15 protein-coding genes and 1 pseudogene are annotated in these 16,663 nt (G+C 47.4%); 13 read left to right on the top strand and 3 right to left on the bottom strand.

What is annotated here, in order from left to right; translation table 11 throughout:
• The first annotated feature begins 11 nt into the window (after window positions 1-11).
• The 13 genes from smc to rplS all read left to right on the top strand — a co-directional run bounded on the left by smc (window position 12) and on the right by rplS (window position 13,764).
• The gene (gene smc, locus H0G69_RS06690) at window positions 12-3,575 is read left to right on the top strand and encodes a chromosome segregation protein SMC (protein ID WP_180304508.1); all 3,564 of its coding nucleotides are present in this window, start codon (window positions 12-14) and stop codon (window positions 3,573-3,575) included.
• 20 nt (window positions 3,576-3,595) lie between these two features.
• Window positions 3,596-5,437, top strand: coding sequence for a signal recognition particle-docking protein FtsY (gene ftsY, locus H0G69_RS06685; RefSeq protein WP_180304507.1), 1,842 nt, complete (start codon window positions 3,596-3,598; stop codon window positions 5,435-5,437).
• 12 nt (window positions 5,438-5,449) lie between these two features.
• Complete coding sequence (locus tag H0G69_RS06680) at window positions 5,450-5,791, top strand: putative DNA-binding protein (RefSeq protein ID WP_033935160.1); 342 nt, start codon at window positions 5,450-5,452, stop codon at window positions 5,789-5,791.
• A 124-nt stretch (window positions 5,792-5,915) separates the two neighbouring features.
• On the top strand, window positions 5,916-7,367 hold the full coding sequence (gene ffh, locus H0G69_RS06675; RefSeq protein ID WP_006499623.1) for a signal recognition particle protein: 1,452 nt from the start codon (window positions 5,916-5,918) through the stop codon (window positions 7,365-7,367).
• Window positions 7,368-7,682: 315 nt separating this feature from the next.
• Window positions 7,683-8,066, top strand: a complete 384-nt coding sequence (locus H0G69_RS06670; RefSeq protein WP_006499624.1) for a GntR family transcriptional regulator — start codon at window positions 7,683-7,685, stop codon at window positions 8,064-8,066.
• On the top strand, window positions 8,047-8,904 hold the full coding sequence (locus H0G69_RS06665) for an ATP-binding cassette domain-containing protein (protein WP_180304506.1): 858 nt from the start codon (window positions 8,047-8,049) through the stop codon (window positions 8,902-8,904). Before H0G69_RS06670 ends, H0G69_RS06665 begins: the two co-directional genes overlap by 20 nt.
• Before the next feature lie 10 nt (window positions 8,905-8,914).
• Complete coding sequence (locus tag H0G69_RS06660; RefSeq protein ID WP_180304505.1) at window positions 8,915-9,661, top strand: hypothetical protein; 747 nt, start codon at window positions 8,915-8,917, stop codon at window positions 9,659-9,661.
• Window positions 9,662-9,949: 288 nt separating this feature from the next.
• The gene (gene rpsP / locus H0G69_RS06655; protein ID WP_033935155.1) at window positions 9,950-10,228 is read left to right on the top strand and encodes a 30S ribosomal protein S16; all 279 of its coding nucleotides are present in this window, start codon (window positions 9,950-9,952) and stop codon (window positions 10,226-10,228) included.
• Window positions 10,229-10,240: 12 nt separating this feature from the next.
• The gene (locus H0G69_RS06650) at window positions 10,241-10,501 is read left to right on the top strand and encodes a KH domain-containing protein (protein ID WP_033935154.1); all 261 of its coding nucleotides are present in this window, start codon (window positions 10,241-10,243) and stop codon (window positions 10,499-10,501) included.
• Between the two features lie 57 nt (window positions 10,502-10,558).
• Window positions 10,559-11,068, top strand: a complete 510-nt coding sequence (rimM, locus tag H0G69_RS06645) for a ribosome maturation factor RimM (protein WP_034540435.1) — start codon at window positions 10,559-10,561, stop codon at window positions 11,066-11,068.
• Entirely contained in the window at window positions 11,068-11,826 is a 759-nt protein-coding gene (gene trmD / locus H0G69_RS06640) for a tRNA (guanosine(37)-N1)-methyltransferase TrmD (protein ID WP_180304504.1), read from the top strand. The genes rimM and trmD overlap by 1 nt, the downstream gene beginning before the upstream one ends.
• Window positions 11,827-11,835: 9 nt before the next feature.
• Window positions 11,836-13,284 carry an APC family permease gene (locus tag H0G69_RS06635; protein ID WP_056968542.1) on the top strand — a complete coding sequence of 483 codons (1,449 nt, stop codon included), beginning with the start codon at window positions 11,836-11,838 and terminating at the stop codon, window positions 13,282-13,284.
• A 117-nt stretch (window positions 13,285-13,401) separates the two neighbouring features.
• Complete coding sequence (gene rplS / locus H0G69_RS06630; RefSeq protein ID WP_074504589.1) at window positions 13,402-13,764, top strand: 50S ribosomal protein L19; 363 nt, start codon at window positions 13,402-13,404, stop codon at window positions 13,762-13,764.
• 126 nt (window positions 13,765-13,890) lie between these two features.
• On the opposite strand, the gene H0G69_RS06625 is transcribed toward rplS, so the two are convergent.
• The 3 genes and pseudogenes from H0G69_RS06625 to H0G69_RS11165 form a co-directional block, all read right to left on the bottom strand.
• Entirely contained in the window at window positions 13,891-15,021 is a 1,131-nt protein-coding gene (locus H0G69_RS06625; protein WP_180304503.1) for a tyrosine-type recombinase/integrase, read from the bottom strand.
• A 71-nt stretch (window positions 15,022-15,092) separates the two neighbouring features.
• Complete coding sequence (locus H0G69_RS06620) at window positions 15,093-16,076, bottom strand: Abi family protein (RefSeq protein WP_180304502.1); 984 nt, start codon at window positions 16,074-16,076, stop codon at window positions 15,093-15,095.
• Window positions 16,077-16,445: 369 nt separating this feature from the next.
• Window positions 16,446-16,616, bottom strand: a pseudogene (locus H0G69_RS11165) (sunset domain-containing protein); the annotation flags it as partial.
• Between the last annotated feature and the right edge of the window lie 47 nt (window positions 16,617-16,663).

Here is a 16,663-nt window from a genome sequence, read left to right as displayed (position 1 = left end):
AGGGAATCCCGATGCGCTTATTGTCGCTTACGTTGGATGGCTTTAAGTCATTTGCCCAACCAACAACAATTGAATTTCGTCCGGGAATGACCGGGATCATTGGCCCCAATGGCAGTGGGAAGTCAAATATCATCGAGGCCATTCGCTGGGTTTTGGGTGAGCAGTCGGCCAAAACTCTGCGTGGTAATAAAATGGCGGATGTCATCTTTAATGGTTCTGAAGACCGTGCGCCATTAAATCGGGCACTGGTTTCGATTGCCTTTGACAACAGTGATCATTATCTGAACAGTGATTTTTCCGAGCTCAAGATCACGCGCAAGCTGTATCGAAATGGCGACAGCGAATATTTGATCAACAGTCAGCAGGTTCGCTTAAGAGATATTGTTGATCTGTTTGTTGACTCCGGCGTTGGTCGCGAGTCGTTCTCCGTGATCTCACAAGGCCGGATTGCTGAGATTTTTAATGGCAAGCCCGCTGATCGCCGTGCCATTATTGAAACGGCTGCTGGAGTATCAAAATATAAACAAAATAAGGCAACCGCTGAAAAACGCCTGGATACGACGCGAGAAAACCTCAACCGGGTCAATGATATCGTTGCCGAGCTGGAAGATCAGCTGGAGCCTTTAGCCGAGCAGAGTGCGTTGGCTCAAGACTACCTGGAGCAAAAAGGCAAGTTCGATCTGCTTGACAAGACCAGGACCGTCCGTGAGCTGGATTCGAACCAAGCCGCGCTGAAACAAATCGTCGCCAAGCAGGAAAAAGCACAGACCATGGCGGCTGAATATGACGAACAGGCCAAGGCGGCTGCTCAAGCGCTGGCCCAGCAGCAGGCGCAGCAAAAACGGCTGTTAGTCGTCAAAGATGAGCTGCAGCAAAAGATTCTGGATGCCACGACGATCATTGGCAAGCTTAACAGTAAACAGTCGCTGTCCTCTGTCAGACTTGAACAGCGCGAAAATGAAAAACAGCGCCTGCTTGCCCGGCAAAATGAGCTTAAACAGCAGCTGACAGCAACTGAACAGGCACTTCTGCAGCAGGATCAGGCAATTGCCGATCAGCAGCAGGCGATTAAGGAACATCAAACAGCGCTTAATGAGGCCAAATCGCAAAGTGCGGAACAGCGCGCGCAGCAGCTGGCTCAGCAACTGGAATCAATGCGTGATCAGCAGGTTGATCTGATGCAGAAACAAGCTGCGACCCATAACCAGCAGACGTTTTTGCAGCGCAGCCATGAACAGGCCCTCAATCAGTATCAGCAGCACAGCGATGAACTGAAAAACGTACAGGAACGCTTGGAAAATGCCCAGCAGAATGCTGATCAGCAGGTCCAGCTTGTAATTGCCGCTCAAAAGGAACAGCAAGCCAAAGCCCAGCAGCTCGATCAGGAAAAAGCTCAGCAGGCTCAGCTGCAAACGCAGTATGAGCAGGTTCAACAGAGCTGGTATCAAGCGCTGGGGGATGTGCGTTCGTGTCAAAACCGCGTGAAAAACTATCAGGCAATGGCTGCCGACTATACCGGCTATTACAGCGGCGTGCAGAACGTCTTAAAGCAGCGGCGCCAGTTTAACGGTTTGTACGGTCCGGTCAGTGAGCTGATCAAAGTACCGCAAGCCTATACGACGGCACTGGAAACGGTTCTGGGCGGTCAGCTCCAGCATTTGGTGGTGGCCACTCAAAACGATGGTAAGCAGATTATCAACTATCTGGTTCGTCAGCGCGGCGGTCGGGCAACGATTCTGCCATTGGATACGCTGCGCGGCGGTTATCAGCCTCGCAATCTGGCACGCCTGCGCACGCTGCCTGGCTTTGTCGGTCGTGCCAGTGAGCTGATTCAGTATGATCCACGCTTTCAAGTCGTAATCGATCATCTGCTGAGCAATACGATCGTGGCCGATAATCTTGATCATGCCACGCTGCTCGCTAAAGAAGGCCAGCACCAGGTTCGCGTCATTACGCTGGATGGTCAGCTGATCAATACCAGCGGGGCAATGACTGGTGGGGCCAGCCGCAGTCAGCGGATTGGTCTGTTAAGCCAGCAGCAGATGGTTGAAAAGATGAAACAAGAGCTGCAGGTACAACAGCAGCGATCCAGTGAGCTGGAACAAAAAGTATCGCAGCTGGAACAGGCAAGGCGGAGCAATCAGCAAACGCTGGCCGCTTTGCAGAATGAAACTGCCCAGGCCAATCAAAAACTCAGTGAAGCCAAGGCCAATCAGCAGCTCGCTGACAGTCAGCTGGCTGAGCTTAAGCGTCAGTTGAAAGCTTTGGACTACCAAGCCAATGCAGCCGGCAACCCAGATCAGTTTGCCCAAGAGATGGCCGCAGCCAAGCAAAACGAACAACAGCTCGCTGATGAACTGACGCAGCTTAAGGTCACCATGGAGAAGATCAAGCAGCAGCAAAATGATCTGCAGAACAACGCCAGTGCCCAGCTTGAACAGCTTCATGAAATGCAGCAGTGGCTGGCCGTGGCGCGTGAACGGCTGCGTCAGGCTAAAGAGCAGCGCGCGGAACTGCAGACGCGTCAAGAGAATGCCAATGAGCAGCTAGCCAGTCTGGAACAGCAATTACAGGCGCTTGACCATGATGATCAGCTGCAGGCCGATGATCGCCAGACAACGGCCGCCGCATTGGCTGAGGCTCAACAGCAGCTTCACGACGCGCAGGATCAGTTGAAAGCCAGTGATGAAAAACTGACGACGCTGAATGATCAGCTGCAGGATGCCAATGAGCAGAACGATCGGCTGCAGGCATTACAGCGCGCGGCTATCGAAGATCTTTCTGGGATCAAGTCGCAGCGGGCCCGTTTGGAGATGCTGATCGATCAAGGACTGAATCGTTTAAGCGAAACCTATTCAATGACGCTTGCCGATGCCAGACAAGAGCTCAGTCCACTGTCTGATGATGAATTGAACCGGCAGCTGAAGCTTTTGAAGCGCGGCCTGGATGAGCTGGGGCCGGTCAATACTGGTGCCATTCAGGAATATGAACGTATTTCGGAGCGCTATGACTTTTTGTCTGGCCAAAAAGCCGATTTGGAAAAAGCCAGAGATCAGCTTAAGGAAACCATGGATGCGATGGATGAACAGGTTAAGACGCGCTTTATCAAGACTTTTAAAGAAGTATCGGCCGCCTTTACCGAAACGTTTGCCACGATTTTTGAAGGTGGTCAGGCTAAACTGGTGCTGACTGATCCGGATGATGTTTTGACTAGTGGGGTCGACATCATGGCCCAACCGCCTGGCAAACGCAATCAACAGCTGAGCCTGCTTTCTGGTGGGGAAAAGGCGCTGACGGCAATCGCGTTGCTATTTGCCATCTTGAAGGTGCGGCCGGTACCATTTGCCATTTTGGATGAACCCGAAGCTGCCTTGGATGAGGTCAACGTTGATCGATTTGCCAAGTACCTGAGTCGTTTCGGCGAGGATGGCCCACAGTTTATCGTAATTACGCACCGGAAAGGAACCATGATGAATGCCAACGTCTTGTATGGGGTCACCATGCAGGAATCCGGGGTTTCCAAGATGGTTTCCGTCGATGTTGAAGAAGCACTCAATAGCGATGATCGCAATTAGGTTAGAAAGAAGGCGTAAAAATGGGATTATTTGATATTTTCCGTCGTAAGTCCAAGCAGAAAAAAGAAGAAGCCCCTGAATCAGCGGCCAGTGAAAATGCTGAAAGCCAGGCCGCTGCCAGCGAAAATACAGCCAGTCAAAGCACGGCTGCTGAATCTGAGGTAGGTGAAGGCACGGCTAGCCAAAGCACGGCTGGCCAAAGTACGGTCGCTGAATCTGAGGTAAGTGAAGGCACGGCCGGTCAAAGCACGGCTGCTGAATCTGAGGTAAGTGAAGACACTGCCGGTCAAGGTACCGCAGTTGAATCCGAAGCAGCCAGTGCGGCAAATGATCAAAAAGAAGCAGCTGCTGAAATTGATGAAGCAACGGCAGCAGCCATGCAGGAATCTGCCGCAGCTGCTGAGGAACAAGCCGCCCAATCTGATGCCGCACGTCAAGCAGAACAGGCAGCCATTGAAAAAGCACAGTCCGAAGCCGCCAAGCAAAGCGCCGCGGCCGCCGAGAAACAAGCCGCTCAATCCGATGCCGCGCGTCAAGCAGAACAGGCTGCCATTGAAAAAGCACAGTCTGAGGCCGCCGAGCAAAGCGCCGCGGCAGCTGAAGAACAAGCCGCTCAGGTTAAATCAGCTCAGTCACAAGCCGCATCAGAAGCCATCAGCGATGAAAGATCAGCTGAACAGGCTGATTCTCAGTCTGCCGGTACTGAAGCTGCTTCGGCCGGATCTGATGAGAGTGCGGTCACAGCGACAGTCAAAGCATCAGTTGCAGCTGAAGAAACGGTTGAAGAACCAACTAAAGCAGCTGAGCCGCAGTCAGACGCTGACCACGATTCGGCTGCAGCAGTGCAAGCCGAAACGGAAGCCACGGTTGAACAAAATGATGAAAATGATGATGAGGCTGCTTCGGAATCCCAGGCCGAAGAATCGACGACTGAAAAATATGATCGCGGTCTGAAAAAGTCACGGACCGGCTTTGGGGCCAAACTGAATCACTTCTTAGCCAATTTCCGCCACGTTGACGAGGATTTCTTTGAAGACTTGGAAGACCTGTTGATCGAATCAGACGTCGGCTATGACATGGCGATGAAGATCTCTGATGAGCTGCGCGAAGAAGTTAAGCTGCAAAATGCCAAGAGCAAGCAGGATGTCTCCAACGTCATCATTGAAAAGATGGTGGATCTGTATGAAGATGCTGGCAAGGATGAAAACCCTGATCTGAATTTTGCCAAGGAAGGCCCAACCGTGATTATGTTCGTCGGGGTTAATGGTGCCGGTAAGACGACTACGATCGGTAAAATGGCCAAGCGCTTTAAGGATGAAGGCAAGCGCGTCCTGCTGGCAGCTGGTGACACGTTTAGAGCCGGGGCCGTTGAGCAGCTGGATGTCTGGGCTAAGCGTGATGGCGTTGATATCGTCATGGGACCTGCCAACGGTGATCCAGCAGCCGTTGTTTTTGACGGGGTGAAGAAAGCCAAGGAAGAAAACTACGACATTCTGCTGGTTGATACGGCAGGACGGCTGCAAAACAAGGTCAACCTGATGAACGAGCTGGCTAAGATGAAACGGATCATGGCACGTGAGATTCCAGATGCGCCACATGAGGTTCTGCTGGTATTAGATGCAACGACTGGTCAAAACGCGCTGAATCAAGCCAAGCTGTTTAAGGAAAGCACGGATGTTTCCGGAATCGTGCTGACCAAACTGGATGGCACGGCGCGTGGTGGGATTGTTCTGGCCATTCGCAATGAGCTGCATCTGCCGGTTAAGTACGTTGGGCTGGGCGAAAAGGTTACCGATCTGGAGAAATTCGATGCCAGCGATTTTGTCTACGGACTGTTCAAGGGCCTGGTTGTCGAAAAATAAGAGGTGGCGGCCGTGGATATCGAAAAAAACGAGCGGATCAACGCGCTGTTTGAGTTTTATCAGCCATTGCTGACCAAAAAGCAGAACGAATATATTCAGCTTTACTATGCCGATGACTATTCGCTTGGCGAGATTGCTGAAGAATTTGAAGTTTCGCGGCAGGCGGTCTATGACAACATCAAGCGGACCGAAAAGATTCTGGAAAGCTACGAGGACAAGCTGCATCTGTATGCCGATTTTGAGATGCGCAATCGCCAGGCAGATCGAATTCAGCGCTATGTCAAGGAGCATTATCCTGATGACGCCGAGCTGAATAATCTGATTGCCAACATGGAAAACATGGAAGAAGAATAAAATAAGCTGGCCGGTTCATTTTGAGTTGGCCGGCTTTTTGGTATAATAAGAAATGTTTGAACTATAAATTAAATTAACCTCATCGATTGCGATTGACCAAGCACGATGAAAAGAGGAGAAAAAAATGGCATTTGAAGGATTGACCGATCGCCTGCAAAAAGCGATGGAAAAACTGCGGCGTAAGCCTAAAGTTACGGAAGCCGATCTGCGCGAAACCATGCGTGAGATTCGCCTGGCACTTTTGGAAGCCGACGTTAACTTTGCTGTAGTTAAGGATTTTGTTAAAACGGTACGGGAAAAAGCAGCTGGGGCTGAGGTTCTAAAAGGCTTAAATCCAGCACAGCAGATCGTTAAAATCGTTAATGAAGAATTAACCAAGCTGATGGGTGAGGAAGCCGTCCCGCTGAATAAAGCACCGCACATTCCAACCGTAATTATGATGGTCGGGCTGCAGGGTGCCGGTAAAACGACGACGGCCGGTAAGCTGGCACTGCGTCTGAAAAATGAAGAAAACGCCCGACCAATGTTTATCGCGGCCGATGTTTACCGACCAGCCGCAATTACGCAGCTGCAGCAGGTTGCTGACCAGATTGGCGTGCCGGTATTTGAAGAAGGAACCGAAAAAGATCCCGTTGATATCGTTAGAGACGGGATGGAACAGGCCAAGCAGAATCATAACGACTATGTAATCATCGATACGGCTGGACGGCTGCAGATTGACGAGCAGTTGATGGATGAGCTGGTCAACATCAAGAACCTGACACAGCCAAATGAAATTCTGCTGGTCGTTGATGCCATGACTGGTCAAAACGCGGTTAAAACGGCGCAAGGCTTTAACGACAAGCTGGACATCACGGGGGTCGTCTTGACCAAGTTGGATGGCGATACTCGTGGTGGGGCGGCCATGTCGATTCGAGCCGTTACTGGCAAGCCAATCAAGTTTGTCGGTGAAGGTGAAAAGATGGAGGATCTCGACGTCTTCCATCCCGATCGTATGGCTTCACGAATTCTGGGCATGGGGGACATGATGACCCTGATTGAAAAGGCCCAGAAGAATTTCGATGAAGAAAAAGCCCAGGAAACCATGGACAAGATGCGGGCCAATGAGTTTGACTATAATGACTTTTTGGAGCAGATGGACCAGGTTACCAAAATGGGCCCACTGGAGAATATCTTAAAGATGATGCCTGGGATGGCCAATAATCCCGCATTAAAGAATATCAACATTGATCCAAAACAGTTTGCCCACATCAAGGCCATCATTTTGTCAATGACGCCTGAAGAACGGGAAAATCCTGATCTGATGAACCCGAGTCGTCGTCGTCGGCTGGCAGCAGGTTCTGGGCGGCCAATCGTTGAGGTCAACCGGATGATCAAGCAGTTCAATCAGATGCGCAAAATGATGAAGCAGGTTACCAATGGCAATTTTGGCGGTCTGCAGAACATGATGGGCGGACAGATGCCTGGCATGGGCGGCAAAATGGGTCAAATGGCGATGAATCGCATGGCGCGGCAGGCTAAGAAGCGTCAGCAGCAAAAACTGCGGAAACTGCGCAACAAGCATAAGCGCCGCTAAAATCAACCGATCAAAAGCTTGGTTGGCAATATAATTCAATCCTGAGCAGTTTTCTGTTCAGTCAATCCCCTGTCTCGATAATGAGGCGGGGTTTTTTATTTTGGTAATAAGGTATTTAGTGTTCACAGACCGGCAAAAGAGCTCACCAAATCAATTCACTAAAAAATCTGTATCAGAAAACTCCTTGTGTACCAAGGCTTTAGGCGGCTCGACGAAATTATTTTATTTTTAGAGCTTGCAAAAAACAAAAGCTTTGGTATTATTTAGTTAGTTACTTATGTAATTAACTAAGAGGATAAATAGGGAGGGTTGGTCATGCAATTTGAATTTGACCAAACGGAACCAATCTATCAACAGATTGCCGATCAGCTGGAAGACATGATCTTTACTGGTCTGTTGAAGGAAGGTGAACAGGCGCCTTCAACCACGCAGCTTTCTCAAGAACTGCACATCAATCCGGCGACCGTGCTCAAAGGAATGCGGCAGCTGGTTGATCGGGGACTGTTGGAAAAGCATCGCGGCTTGGGAATGTTTGTAGCAGCGGGGGCCCAAGCCAAGATAGTCGAAACGCGTAAGGACGCATTTTATGAAAACTATATTAAAAGCCTGCTGGAAGAAGCCGGCAAGCTGGGAATCACTGAAGAGCATCTAATCGAATTGATCAAACGGGGGTATCAAGATGGAAACATTAAAGGTTAGTCAAATTACCAAAAAATATGGTCGGCAGACGATTTTAGACGACATCAGTCTGACGATTCAGCCGGGCAAGATTTACGGGCTGTTGGGACGCAATGGAGCTGGCAAGTCAACGCTATTGAATCTGATCGTTAATCGAATTCTGCCAACTAATGGCACGATTAAGCTGGGCAATGATGAGATCAATGACAATGACGCGGCCTTAACGCAGTTTTATCTGATGAGCGAGGTCAGTCTCTATCCTAAACACGTGACTTTAAAGCAGATGTGGGAAATGGCAGACCTTTCTTATGGCAGCTTTAACTTTAATCGGGCACGGCGGCTGCTAAAGGAGTTTGATATTCAAGACGAGAACGTAAGGCTGAGCAATCTTTCGACAGGTCTGCAGACGGCGGCCAAGCTCATCGTGGCATTATCGGTCAACGCTAATTATATTTTCCTGGATGAACCGATCTTGGGGCTGGATGCCAATCACCGCGATGTTTTTTATCAAGAACTGCTCAAGGCCTATGAAGAAAACGTCAAGACCTATGTGCTGTCAACACACCTGATTGAAGAGATTCAGCAGCTGGTTGAACATGTCTTTATTTTGGATAATAAAAAGATTGCCGTTGATGCTGACGTTGAAGATCTGTTAGGCGAGATGTTTGTAATCAGCGGTCCGGCAATGCTGGTTGAAGAGTATGTTAAGGATCAAAACGTATTGGGAACGCGCAGCCTGGCCGGCATCAAGACCGCGTTCGTACGTGGGGCGCTGAATGAAGAAAAGGAGATTCCGGATCAGATTCAAATCAAGCATCCAGATCTGCAGCAGGCATTTATCTATCTAACGAACAAATAGGGGGAGAATTATGATTTCATCAAAACAAAAAACCGTGGTGCAGACAGATCTGTACCGCTGCGGCAAGGGCTTTGTCATTGCTGCAATCTGGCTGGCGGCAATTCAGGCATTTTTTGCCATCTTGAACCTGATTTTAGGACACATTGACTGGAGCAGCTTTGGCAGTGATCTGCGCGGCATCTTCAGTTCTTGGAGCTTTATCCTTAGTTTGGTGCCATTCTTCTATTTTTTGATTATGCCATACAGCACTTTTAAATGGACGATTCAAAACGGCATCTCACGTAAGACCATGTGGCGTTCTCAGATGCTCAGCGCGGTTATCATTACGCTGGTTCAAGAAGTTCTGATCGTGCTGTTTGAAGTCTTGGCAGATGGTCATCCGGCAGAGGCGTTTATCGTTAACAGCAGCGTGTCGACTTGGCAGGGAATCTTGTTTGAGTTGCTGCTGTTGTTTGAAGCAACCATGACGGCAATGGCAATCGGCTACTTCTTTAGTCTATTGAATCGTAAGTGGAAAGTAATCGTTGCGATTGGCGGCCCGATTCTGGCAGCATTCTGCATCTATTACCTGACGCTGCTATTGATCAAACTGGGCGTCTTCCAGTTTATTGGATCAAACTGGTCAATCGATTTGAGCGGTCAGGCAGCTAAAACGGCAATCATCGTTACGCTGGTTGTCTCAGCAATCGTTTGGACGCTTTTAATGATGCTGGTCTCACGCATCAGTGCCAAACACATGCAGCTGCGGCGCGACTAATCATTAAACGATCCCTGCCGATCAATCAGGCGGGGATTTTTTGATTGATAGTAAATAAAAATCGGATCGTGCTGCCTGGATAAAACTTGAATTGCTTGGCGTGAAATACCGTGATTTCAACGGTTTTGATTGGCTGAGGACTTATGGATTCAAGGAAAAGAAGACGAAGATATGCTTAAAAAGGATTTTTTTGAAAAAAGTTTAGCCTGTCAAGAAAAAATACTTTACATTCACTTGAATGACTGGTATATTATTAGCTGTTAGAAAAAATCAAGGAGGTGTGAATCAATGTCAGTAAAGATCCGTTTAAAGCGTATGGGTTCTAAGAAGCGCCCATTCTACCGTATCGTGGTTGCCGACTCACGTTCACCACGTGATGGCCGCTTCATCACGACGCTGGGTACTTACAACCCACTGACCACTCCAAAGGAAGTTAAGTTCGACGAAGACGCCGTTATGGACTGGCTGCAAAAGGGTGCCCAACCTTCAGATACTGTTCGCAATATGTTCCAAAAAGCAGGTATCATGAAGAAGCTCCACGAAGCCAAGTACGCTTCCAAGAAGTAGTGGTAAATAGTCATGACTGAGACAAATCTAGAGACACTGATTCGTACCCTGGTCACGCCGTTGGTCAAGCATCCGGATGCAGTTCGCATCACCGAATCAGAGACTGATCGGTATCACCGGTACGTCCTCGACGTTCATCCGGCTGACGTCGGTCGCGTGATTGGTCGGCAGGGACACGTTGCTTCCGCGCTGCGTACCGTAGTCGAAGGCATGCGTTCTAAGCGGCCCAACTCTAAGAAAGTCCGGTTGGTGATTAATGACCATCGACATTAAATAAAAACTCCCACACCAACCCTGTGGGAGTTTTTCTATTATTCGGAGGATTTTTAAATGCAATATTATAATGTTGGTAAAATCGTCAATACGCATGGTATTCGCGGCGAGGTTCGCGTGATTGCCACGACTGATTTTCCTCAAGAGCGTTTCCAAAATGGCGCCATCCTTTACCTAAAGCAGTCTGCCGGTGAGCCATTACGCCTGGAAGTTGCCGGCGCGCGTCAGCATAAGGGAATGTGGCTGGTTAAGTTTAAAGGCTACGACAACATCAATGACGTGCAGAGTTTCCGTGACCACGAGCTGATGGTGACTGAAGACGAGCAGCAGCCTTTAGAAGAAGGTCAGTACTACTATCATCAGATCATTGGTTTGACGGTTAAGACGCTGGAAGGACGCGAATTAGGCGTGATCAAAGAGATTCTTTCGCCAGGTGCCAATGATGTCTGGGTCGTCAAACGAGCCGGTCAAAGCGATCTTTTATTGCCGGTAATTGATGATGTGGTCAAAAACGTTGATCTGGACAAGGGTGAAGTTGACGTTGAATTAATGGAAGGACTGGAATAATGCGAATCGATGTTTTAAGTCTGTTTCCGGACATGTTTAAGCCGACGCTGGGTCAGTCGATCGTGGGGCGGGCCCAAGACGATGGCTTTTTGGATATTCATGTAACTGATTTTCGTCATTTTACGACTGACAAGCACAATCATGTCGATGACGCGCCGTTTGGTGGTGGTGCCGGCATGCTGCTGCAGGCTCAGCCGATTTTTGATGCGATGGCGGCCATTGACGAAGAAGCACAAAAGGAAAACTATCCGAAAGGCCGTGTCATCTTAATGGATCCGGCAGGGCGCAAGTTTGATCAGGACTATGCTCAGGAATTGGCCCAAGAAGAACATTTGACGTTTATCTGCGGTCACTATGAGGGCTATGATGAACGCATTCGCCAGCTGGTAACCGATGAAGCCTCATTAGGTGACTACGTGCTGACGGGCGGCGAATTGGCGGCTATGGTTATGATTGATGCCACGGTTCGATTCGTGCCGGGCGTTTTGGGCAATATGTCTTCTTCAATGGGCGACTCGTTCAGCAATGGTTTGCTGGAATATCCCCAATACACACGGCCAGCTGAGTTTCGCGGGATGAAGGTGCCAGAAGTGCTGACCAGCGGCAACCATGAAAAAATTCGGCAGTGGCGGATGTATCAATCGTTAAAACGCACCTGGGAACGCCGCCCAGATCTGATTGAACAGGCCAAACTGTCCCACGAGCAGCAGATCATGCTTCAAGACATTAAATTGGGTGAAGACCCAACGATGCAGTAGGCGACGCGCATGATTAAGAATAAGTTTTTAAAACGACTGCTGGCCAAAGAAGATCCAACAGTCTATCAGCTCAAGGATGCATCGCTGGAACCTTCATTGACGACTTTGGATCTGATCGGTCTGGGGACGGGGATGGTCGTAGGCACGGCGATCTTTACCTTGCCAGGGATCGTAGCTGCTGAGCATACCGGACCAGCCGTACCATTGGCGTTTATCGTGGCGGCAATCGGAGCGGGACTTTCTGCCTTGGCCTACGCAGAAACAGCCTCAGTGCTGCCGTTTGCCGGTTCGGCGTTTTCTTGGATGAACGTCTTGTTTGGCGAGTTTTTTGGCTGGATCGCGGGCTGGGCACTGCTGGCGGAATATTTTATCTCCGTAGCGTTCGTTGCCTCGGGCTGGTCGGCGTATATGCAGGGCTTTTTGGGCAGCTTCGGCGTAAAATTGCCAGTTGCTCTGACTGGTGGATTTAATCCGGCTAAGGGCTCGTATGTCGATATTTTGGCGGCAATTGCGATATTGATCGTCGGCTGCTTGATCGCACGTGGCATTCATCAGGTCAGCCGCGTCGAGAATACGATCGTGGCCGTTAAGCTGATCGTGATTATCATGTTTGTTGTGATTGGCGCGACTGCCATTCATCCGCAAAACTATGTGCCGTTTATTCCCGCGCACCGACCAGGAACGACTTTTGGGGGCTGGCAGGGGATCTTGGCCGGCTCTTCGCAGATTTTTATTGCCTATGTTGGCTTTGATGCAATTGCGGCCAATACTGCTGAAACCAAGGATCCTCAGCACACGATGCCCAAAGGATTGATTGGTACGCTGCTGTTGGGGACCGGCTTTTTCATCGCTGTCTCACTGGTTTTGGTAGGGATGTTTAAATACAGCCGCTATGCTAATAACGCCGAACCGGCTGCCTGGGCGCTGCGGCATTCAGGTCATTATTTAACGGCCAATCTGCTTTCGGTAGTAGCCTTGATTGGGATCTTTTCAGCCTTGATCGCAATTCTGCTGGCCTCATCGCGTCTGATCTATGCGTTTGGGCGGGATGGTCTGCTGCCAAGCCGGCTGGGTCATATTGATGATAAGCACGTTCCTGATCACGCATTATGGCTGATCACGGTGCTGGCGATGATTCTTGGTTCTGTATTCCCATTTACGTTTTTAGCGACGCTGGTTTCGGCCGGGACCTTGATTGCCTTTATCTTTGTCTCGTTGGGGATCTACGCGTTAAGGAAACGGGAAGGCGTCGACCTGCCGGAAGCCAAGTTTAAGATGCCGGGCTATCCGGTTTTGCCAGCCATCTCGGTTGTCTATTCGATCGTTATTTTTGCTGGTTTGAATATTGATGCCAAATTACTGATGATCGGCTGGTTCGTTATTGGTTTGATAATCTACTTTGCTTATGGAATCAAGCATTCAAACCTGAATCAGCAGCTCAAAAAGGTTGTCAAGTAATTTACCCTTGCAGTCGCCAGGGGAATATGTTATATTATGTCTTGGCTTTTTATGGCCATAACAACGGTATTCCGCTGCTGAAATCGGGCAAGAATATCGACGAAAGGAAAAAATATTATGCGTCAAAACCAATTGATTGAAAAGATCACCGCCAGCCAACTGCGCGATGACATTCCAGAATTCCGCGCTGGTGACACGATTCGCGTCCACGCCAAGATCGTTGAAGGTACTCGTGAACGTATCCAGATCTTCCAAGGTGTCGTTATCAAGCGTCACGGTGCAGGCATTTCTGCTACTTACACTGTTCGTAAGATTAGTAACGGTGTTGGTGTTGAACGTACTTTCCCAGTTCACTCCCCACGTGTTGCTAAGATCGAAGTTGTTCGTTACGGTCGTGTTCGTCGTGCTAAGCTGTACTACCTGCGTGAACGTACTGGTAAGTCCGCTCGTATTCCTGAACGTCGTCGCGACGTTAAGTAGTCGAGTGTCGACCAAAACCCTTGCTGTGCAAGGGTTTTTCTTTTTGCCTAATTTTTAAAATGTCGATTGAGTTTGTGAATTTTTGCCCTGCTTGCAGTTCTAAGTAGCCAATAAGTAGCCAACTTGTCACAAATTTTCCAATTGATTACGATTTTTCACAAGTGCTTCGTGAGTAACATGAGTGTAGATTTCTTGAGTAACCCGGCTGTTAGAGTGACCAACCCGTTGCTGGATGACATACATCGGCACGCCTAGCTCAGCCAACTTTGAGATGTGCGTGTGGCGAAAGATGTGAGAGCTGACTGGCTTGTCAATTTTTAGCTTTTTAGCTGCATTACGCAAAAAAGTATTGAACGCTGATATTTGAATTGGTGTATGATTCTTAGTAGTGAACAAATAGCCGTGCCCATCAGCATAGGCGTACCGATCACGATATATTTCGACTGCCCGCCTGGAGAGCGCAACATCGCGCATTCCGGCGGGCGTTTTTGTTTGATTGGTTTTATGCCATTCATTCATTTTAAGCTTAGTATATTCCATTGTTCCGTTGACATGCGCTACCCAGCCATCACTCGTGTTCTCAATATCTTTAACATCAAGCGCTAGAGCTTCGCCACAGCGCATTCCAGTCTGATATAGCCATTCGCAAAGCGTGGCATAGTTATGATTGTGGGAATACGCATATTCAAGCAGCTTGTTAAGTTCGTCAGTTTCCAAAAACTTGTTGCGAGTTGAGCTGCCACCTTCACTAGGACGATAGGCGATTTCCAGCTTTTCTGCAGGATTATCGCTTAGATATGATTCCTTAACCGCAAAAGCAAATAGCTGATGCAAAAAGATTTTAAATTTAGACGCATAAGCATTTGAGATGTGTCGTGGGCCATAGATCATGTCTTCAATGGTCCGCGTTAAGATTAGCGGGGTGATTTTTTCAATCAGCGCGTCCTTATCTAATGATTTGACTAGCGATCTGCACATCATTTCGGCATTTGCGTAGGTGGAACGGCGGACACGAGGCTTGTAATTGGTTAAATAGTCATCAACTAGTTTTTGCAAGGTAATCCCATGAATCGTTTCAATATGATTAACCTGGCTCATTATCTTAGCAATCTTAGCCTGTAAGATCATTCGAGCTCTATTCTTGGATTGGAGAGTATTTCTATCTAATGAGACCGAAACTAGTCGACGTTTATTGGTTAATGGGTCGCGGTAGGTTTCTGTAAATCTATATTTTTTTCCTCGCTTGACAACATACATAATATCCTTCCTTTGTTTTTAAACATATGTTCGATTGATGTGCAAAAATTAAGCTCGGCGCTGTGCCGGACCTATTTCATATCAGCAATATCTAGATTGCCAATTTCCATTGATTCTTTTAAATAACTAGCATCATCAGGATACTTTTTTATATATTGTGCTACCCACACTTTCAGCCATGTGAAGAGGTGCGTATAGGGATCGTTGTTTTCCATGATTGCCAGGCATAGTAGTAAAGCATTGATACTACTACGAGAGTATCCATTTTTAAATTTGGTTCGTGAAATTGAACTAGCATATAAAAGCTGTGAGTAGACGGAAATTTGATGTTTGTCAGAACGGTGGTTGTATACACGACCGCCATGTGCCGCTAAATTACGGTAATCAAGAATTAGTGTAAGAGAGTCACTAAACACTTGTTTAATTTTAAATAGATCATCTAGTCCTGAGATGATCGATGGGTCAAACCCCATCATTCTCCCAATTACTGCTTCTTTGATATTTTTATCTTTTAGAAGGCTAAACAGATACATAGAGCTTCCTAAACTTAAGCCTTTAACAAGAATCCAAGGTGGGACATTGTTATATTTGGTGCGGTAGTGCTTATAAGGCTCAATGTCTAATGCTTGTACATTATTTAATTTTTTTAGCAAAAAATCACGATCGGATTTACCATACTGATTAATATGACCGGGTGAGTAGTTTTTTTTATTGGAGTAAACTGAGAAATCATCAGAAATATATTTTGAAATATTATAAGCCAATGATTGCTTAAATGAATTTTCAAAAATCTCAATCGCGCTCATAACCGAAGATCGGATATTGGAATCTAATTGATATAGCTCGAAGATATGTTCAAAAGTTGCTAACGGCTTATACCCTATATCATCATTTGATGAATCCTTTAAGAAAGGATATTTATATCCATTGATTATTTCATAATATCCATAATCTTGAAGTGTCTTCTTTGCAGCAGTTTCATTCAAGATTATTAAATTTCGATCTTTCAAAATGTTTATTTGATCATCAATAGTTTTAAAAGGTTTTTTACTCATTTTTTACCTCCGAAAACAAAAAGGCAGGTACAAAAAAATGTACCCGCCTAGTCGGTCTTAAGCTGACCATCTAAATTGATTGGTACTATTTTCTAATAGATCTTTAAATTTGTCAATGCTTTAATATGGGTTCTAACATCTGACCAAATCAATCCCATGCCTAAGATCGAACAAATAGCCATAATATTTAGATATTGAGCCAAGCTTACGTTACTAGCAGCTAATTGCCTGCCGAAATGATTTTTAGTATCCTTGATTAACGGCATTTTGGTATTCCTGCTGAGGATCCTTTCCTTGCTCGTACATGTACTGGTCTTGCATTTCACCAGACGTTTTCATGTTATTTCTCCCAATAATAATTTTATATAATTAGCGAAGAGCTTTGCGGTAACCTGCTGCTTGTGCTTCAGCCTCAGAGTTGAAATAAACAGCGTTAGCGGAATTCATACGGTAACCAGCTTGCTCAGGCGTGTGGTAAATCATTGTTTTAGAATTACCCACAATAGTGCCTTGCTGATCAGTCATCAGATCGCCTTTGTTTGAAGGAGAAGTAGTACTTGATTCAGAATCATTTTCTGAAGCGACAG

Source organism: Limosilactobacillus mucosae (assembly GCF_013423865.1).
GTDB classification, from domain to species: Bacteria; Bacillota; Bacilli; order Lactobacillales; family Lactobacillaceae; genus Limosilactobacillus; species Limosilactobacillus mucosae.
Note: the sequence above shows the minus strand (reverse complement) of the source record. Positions and strands in the feature narration are given on the sequence as shown.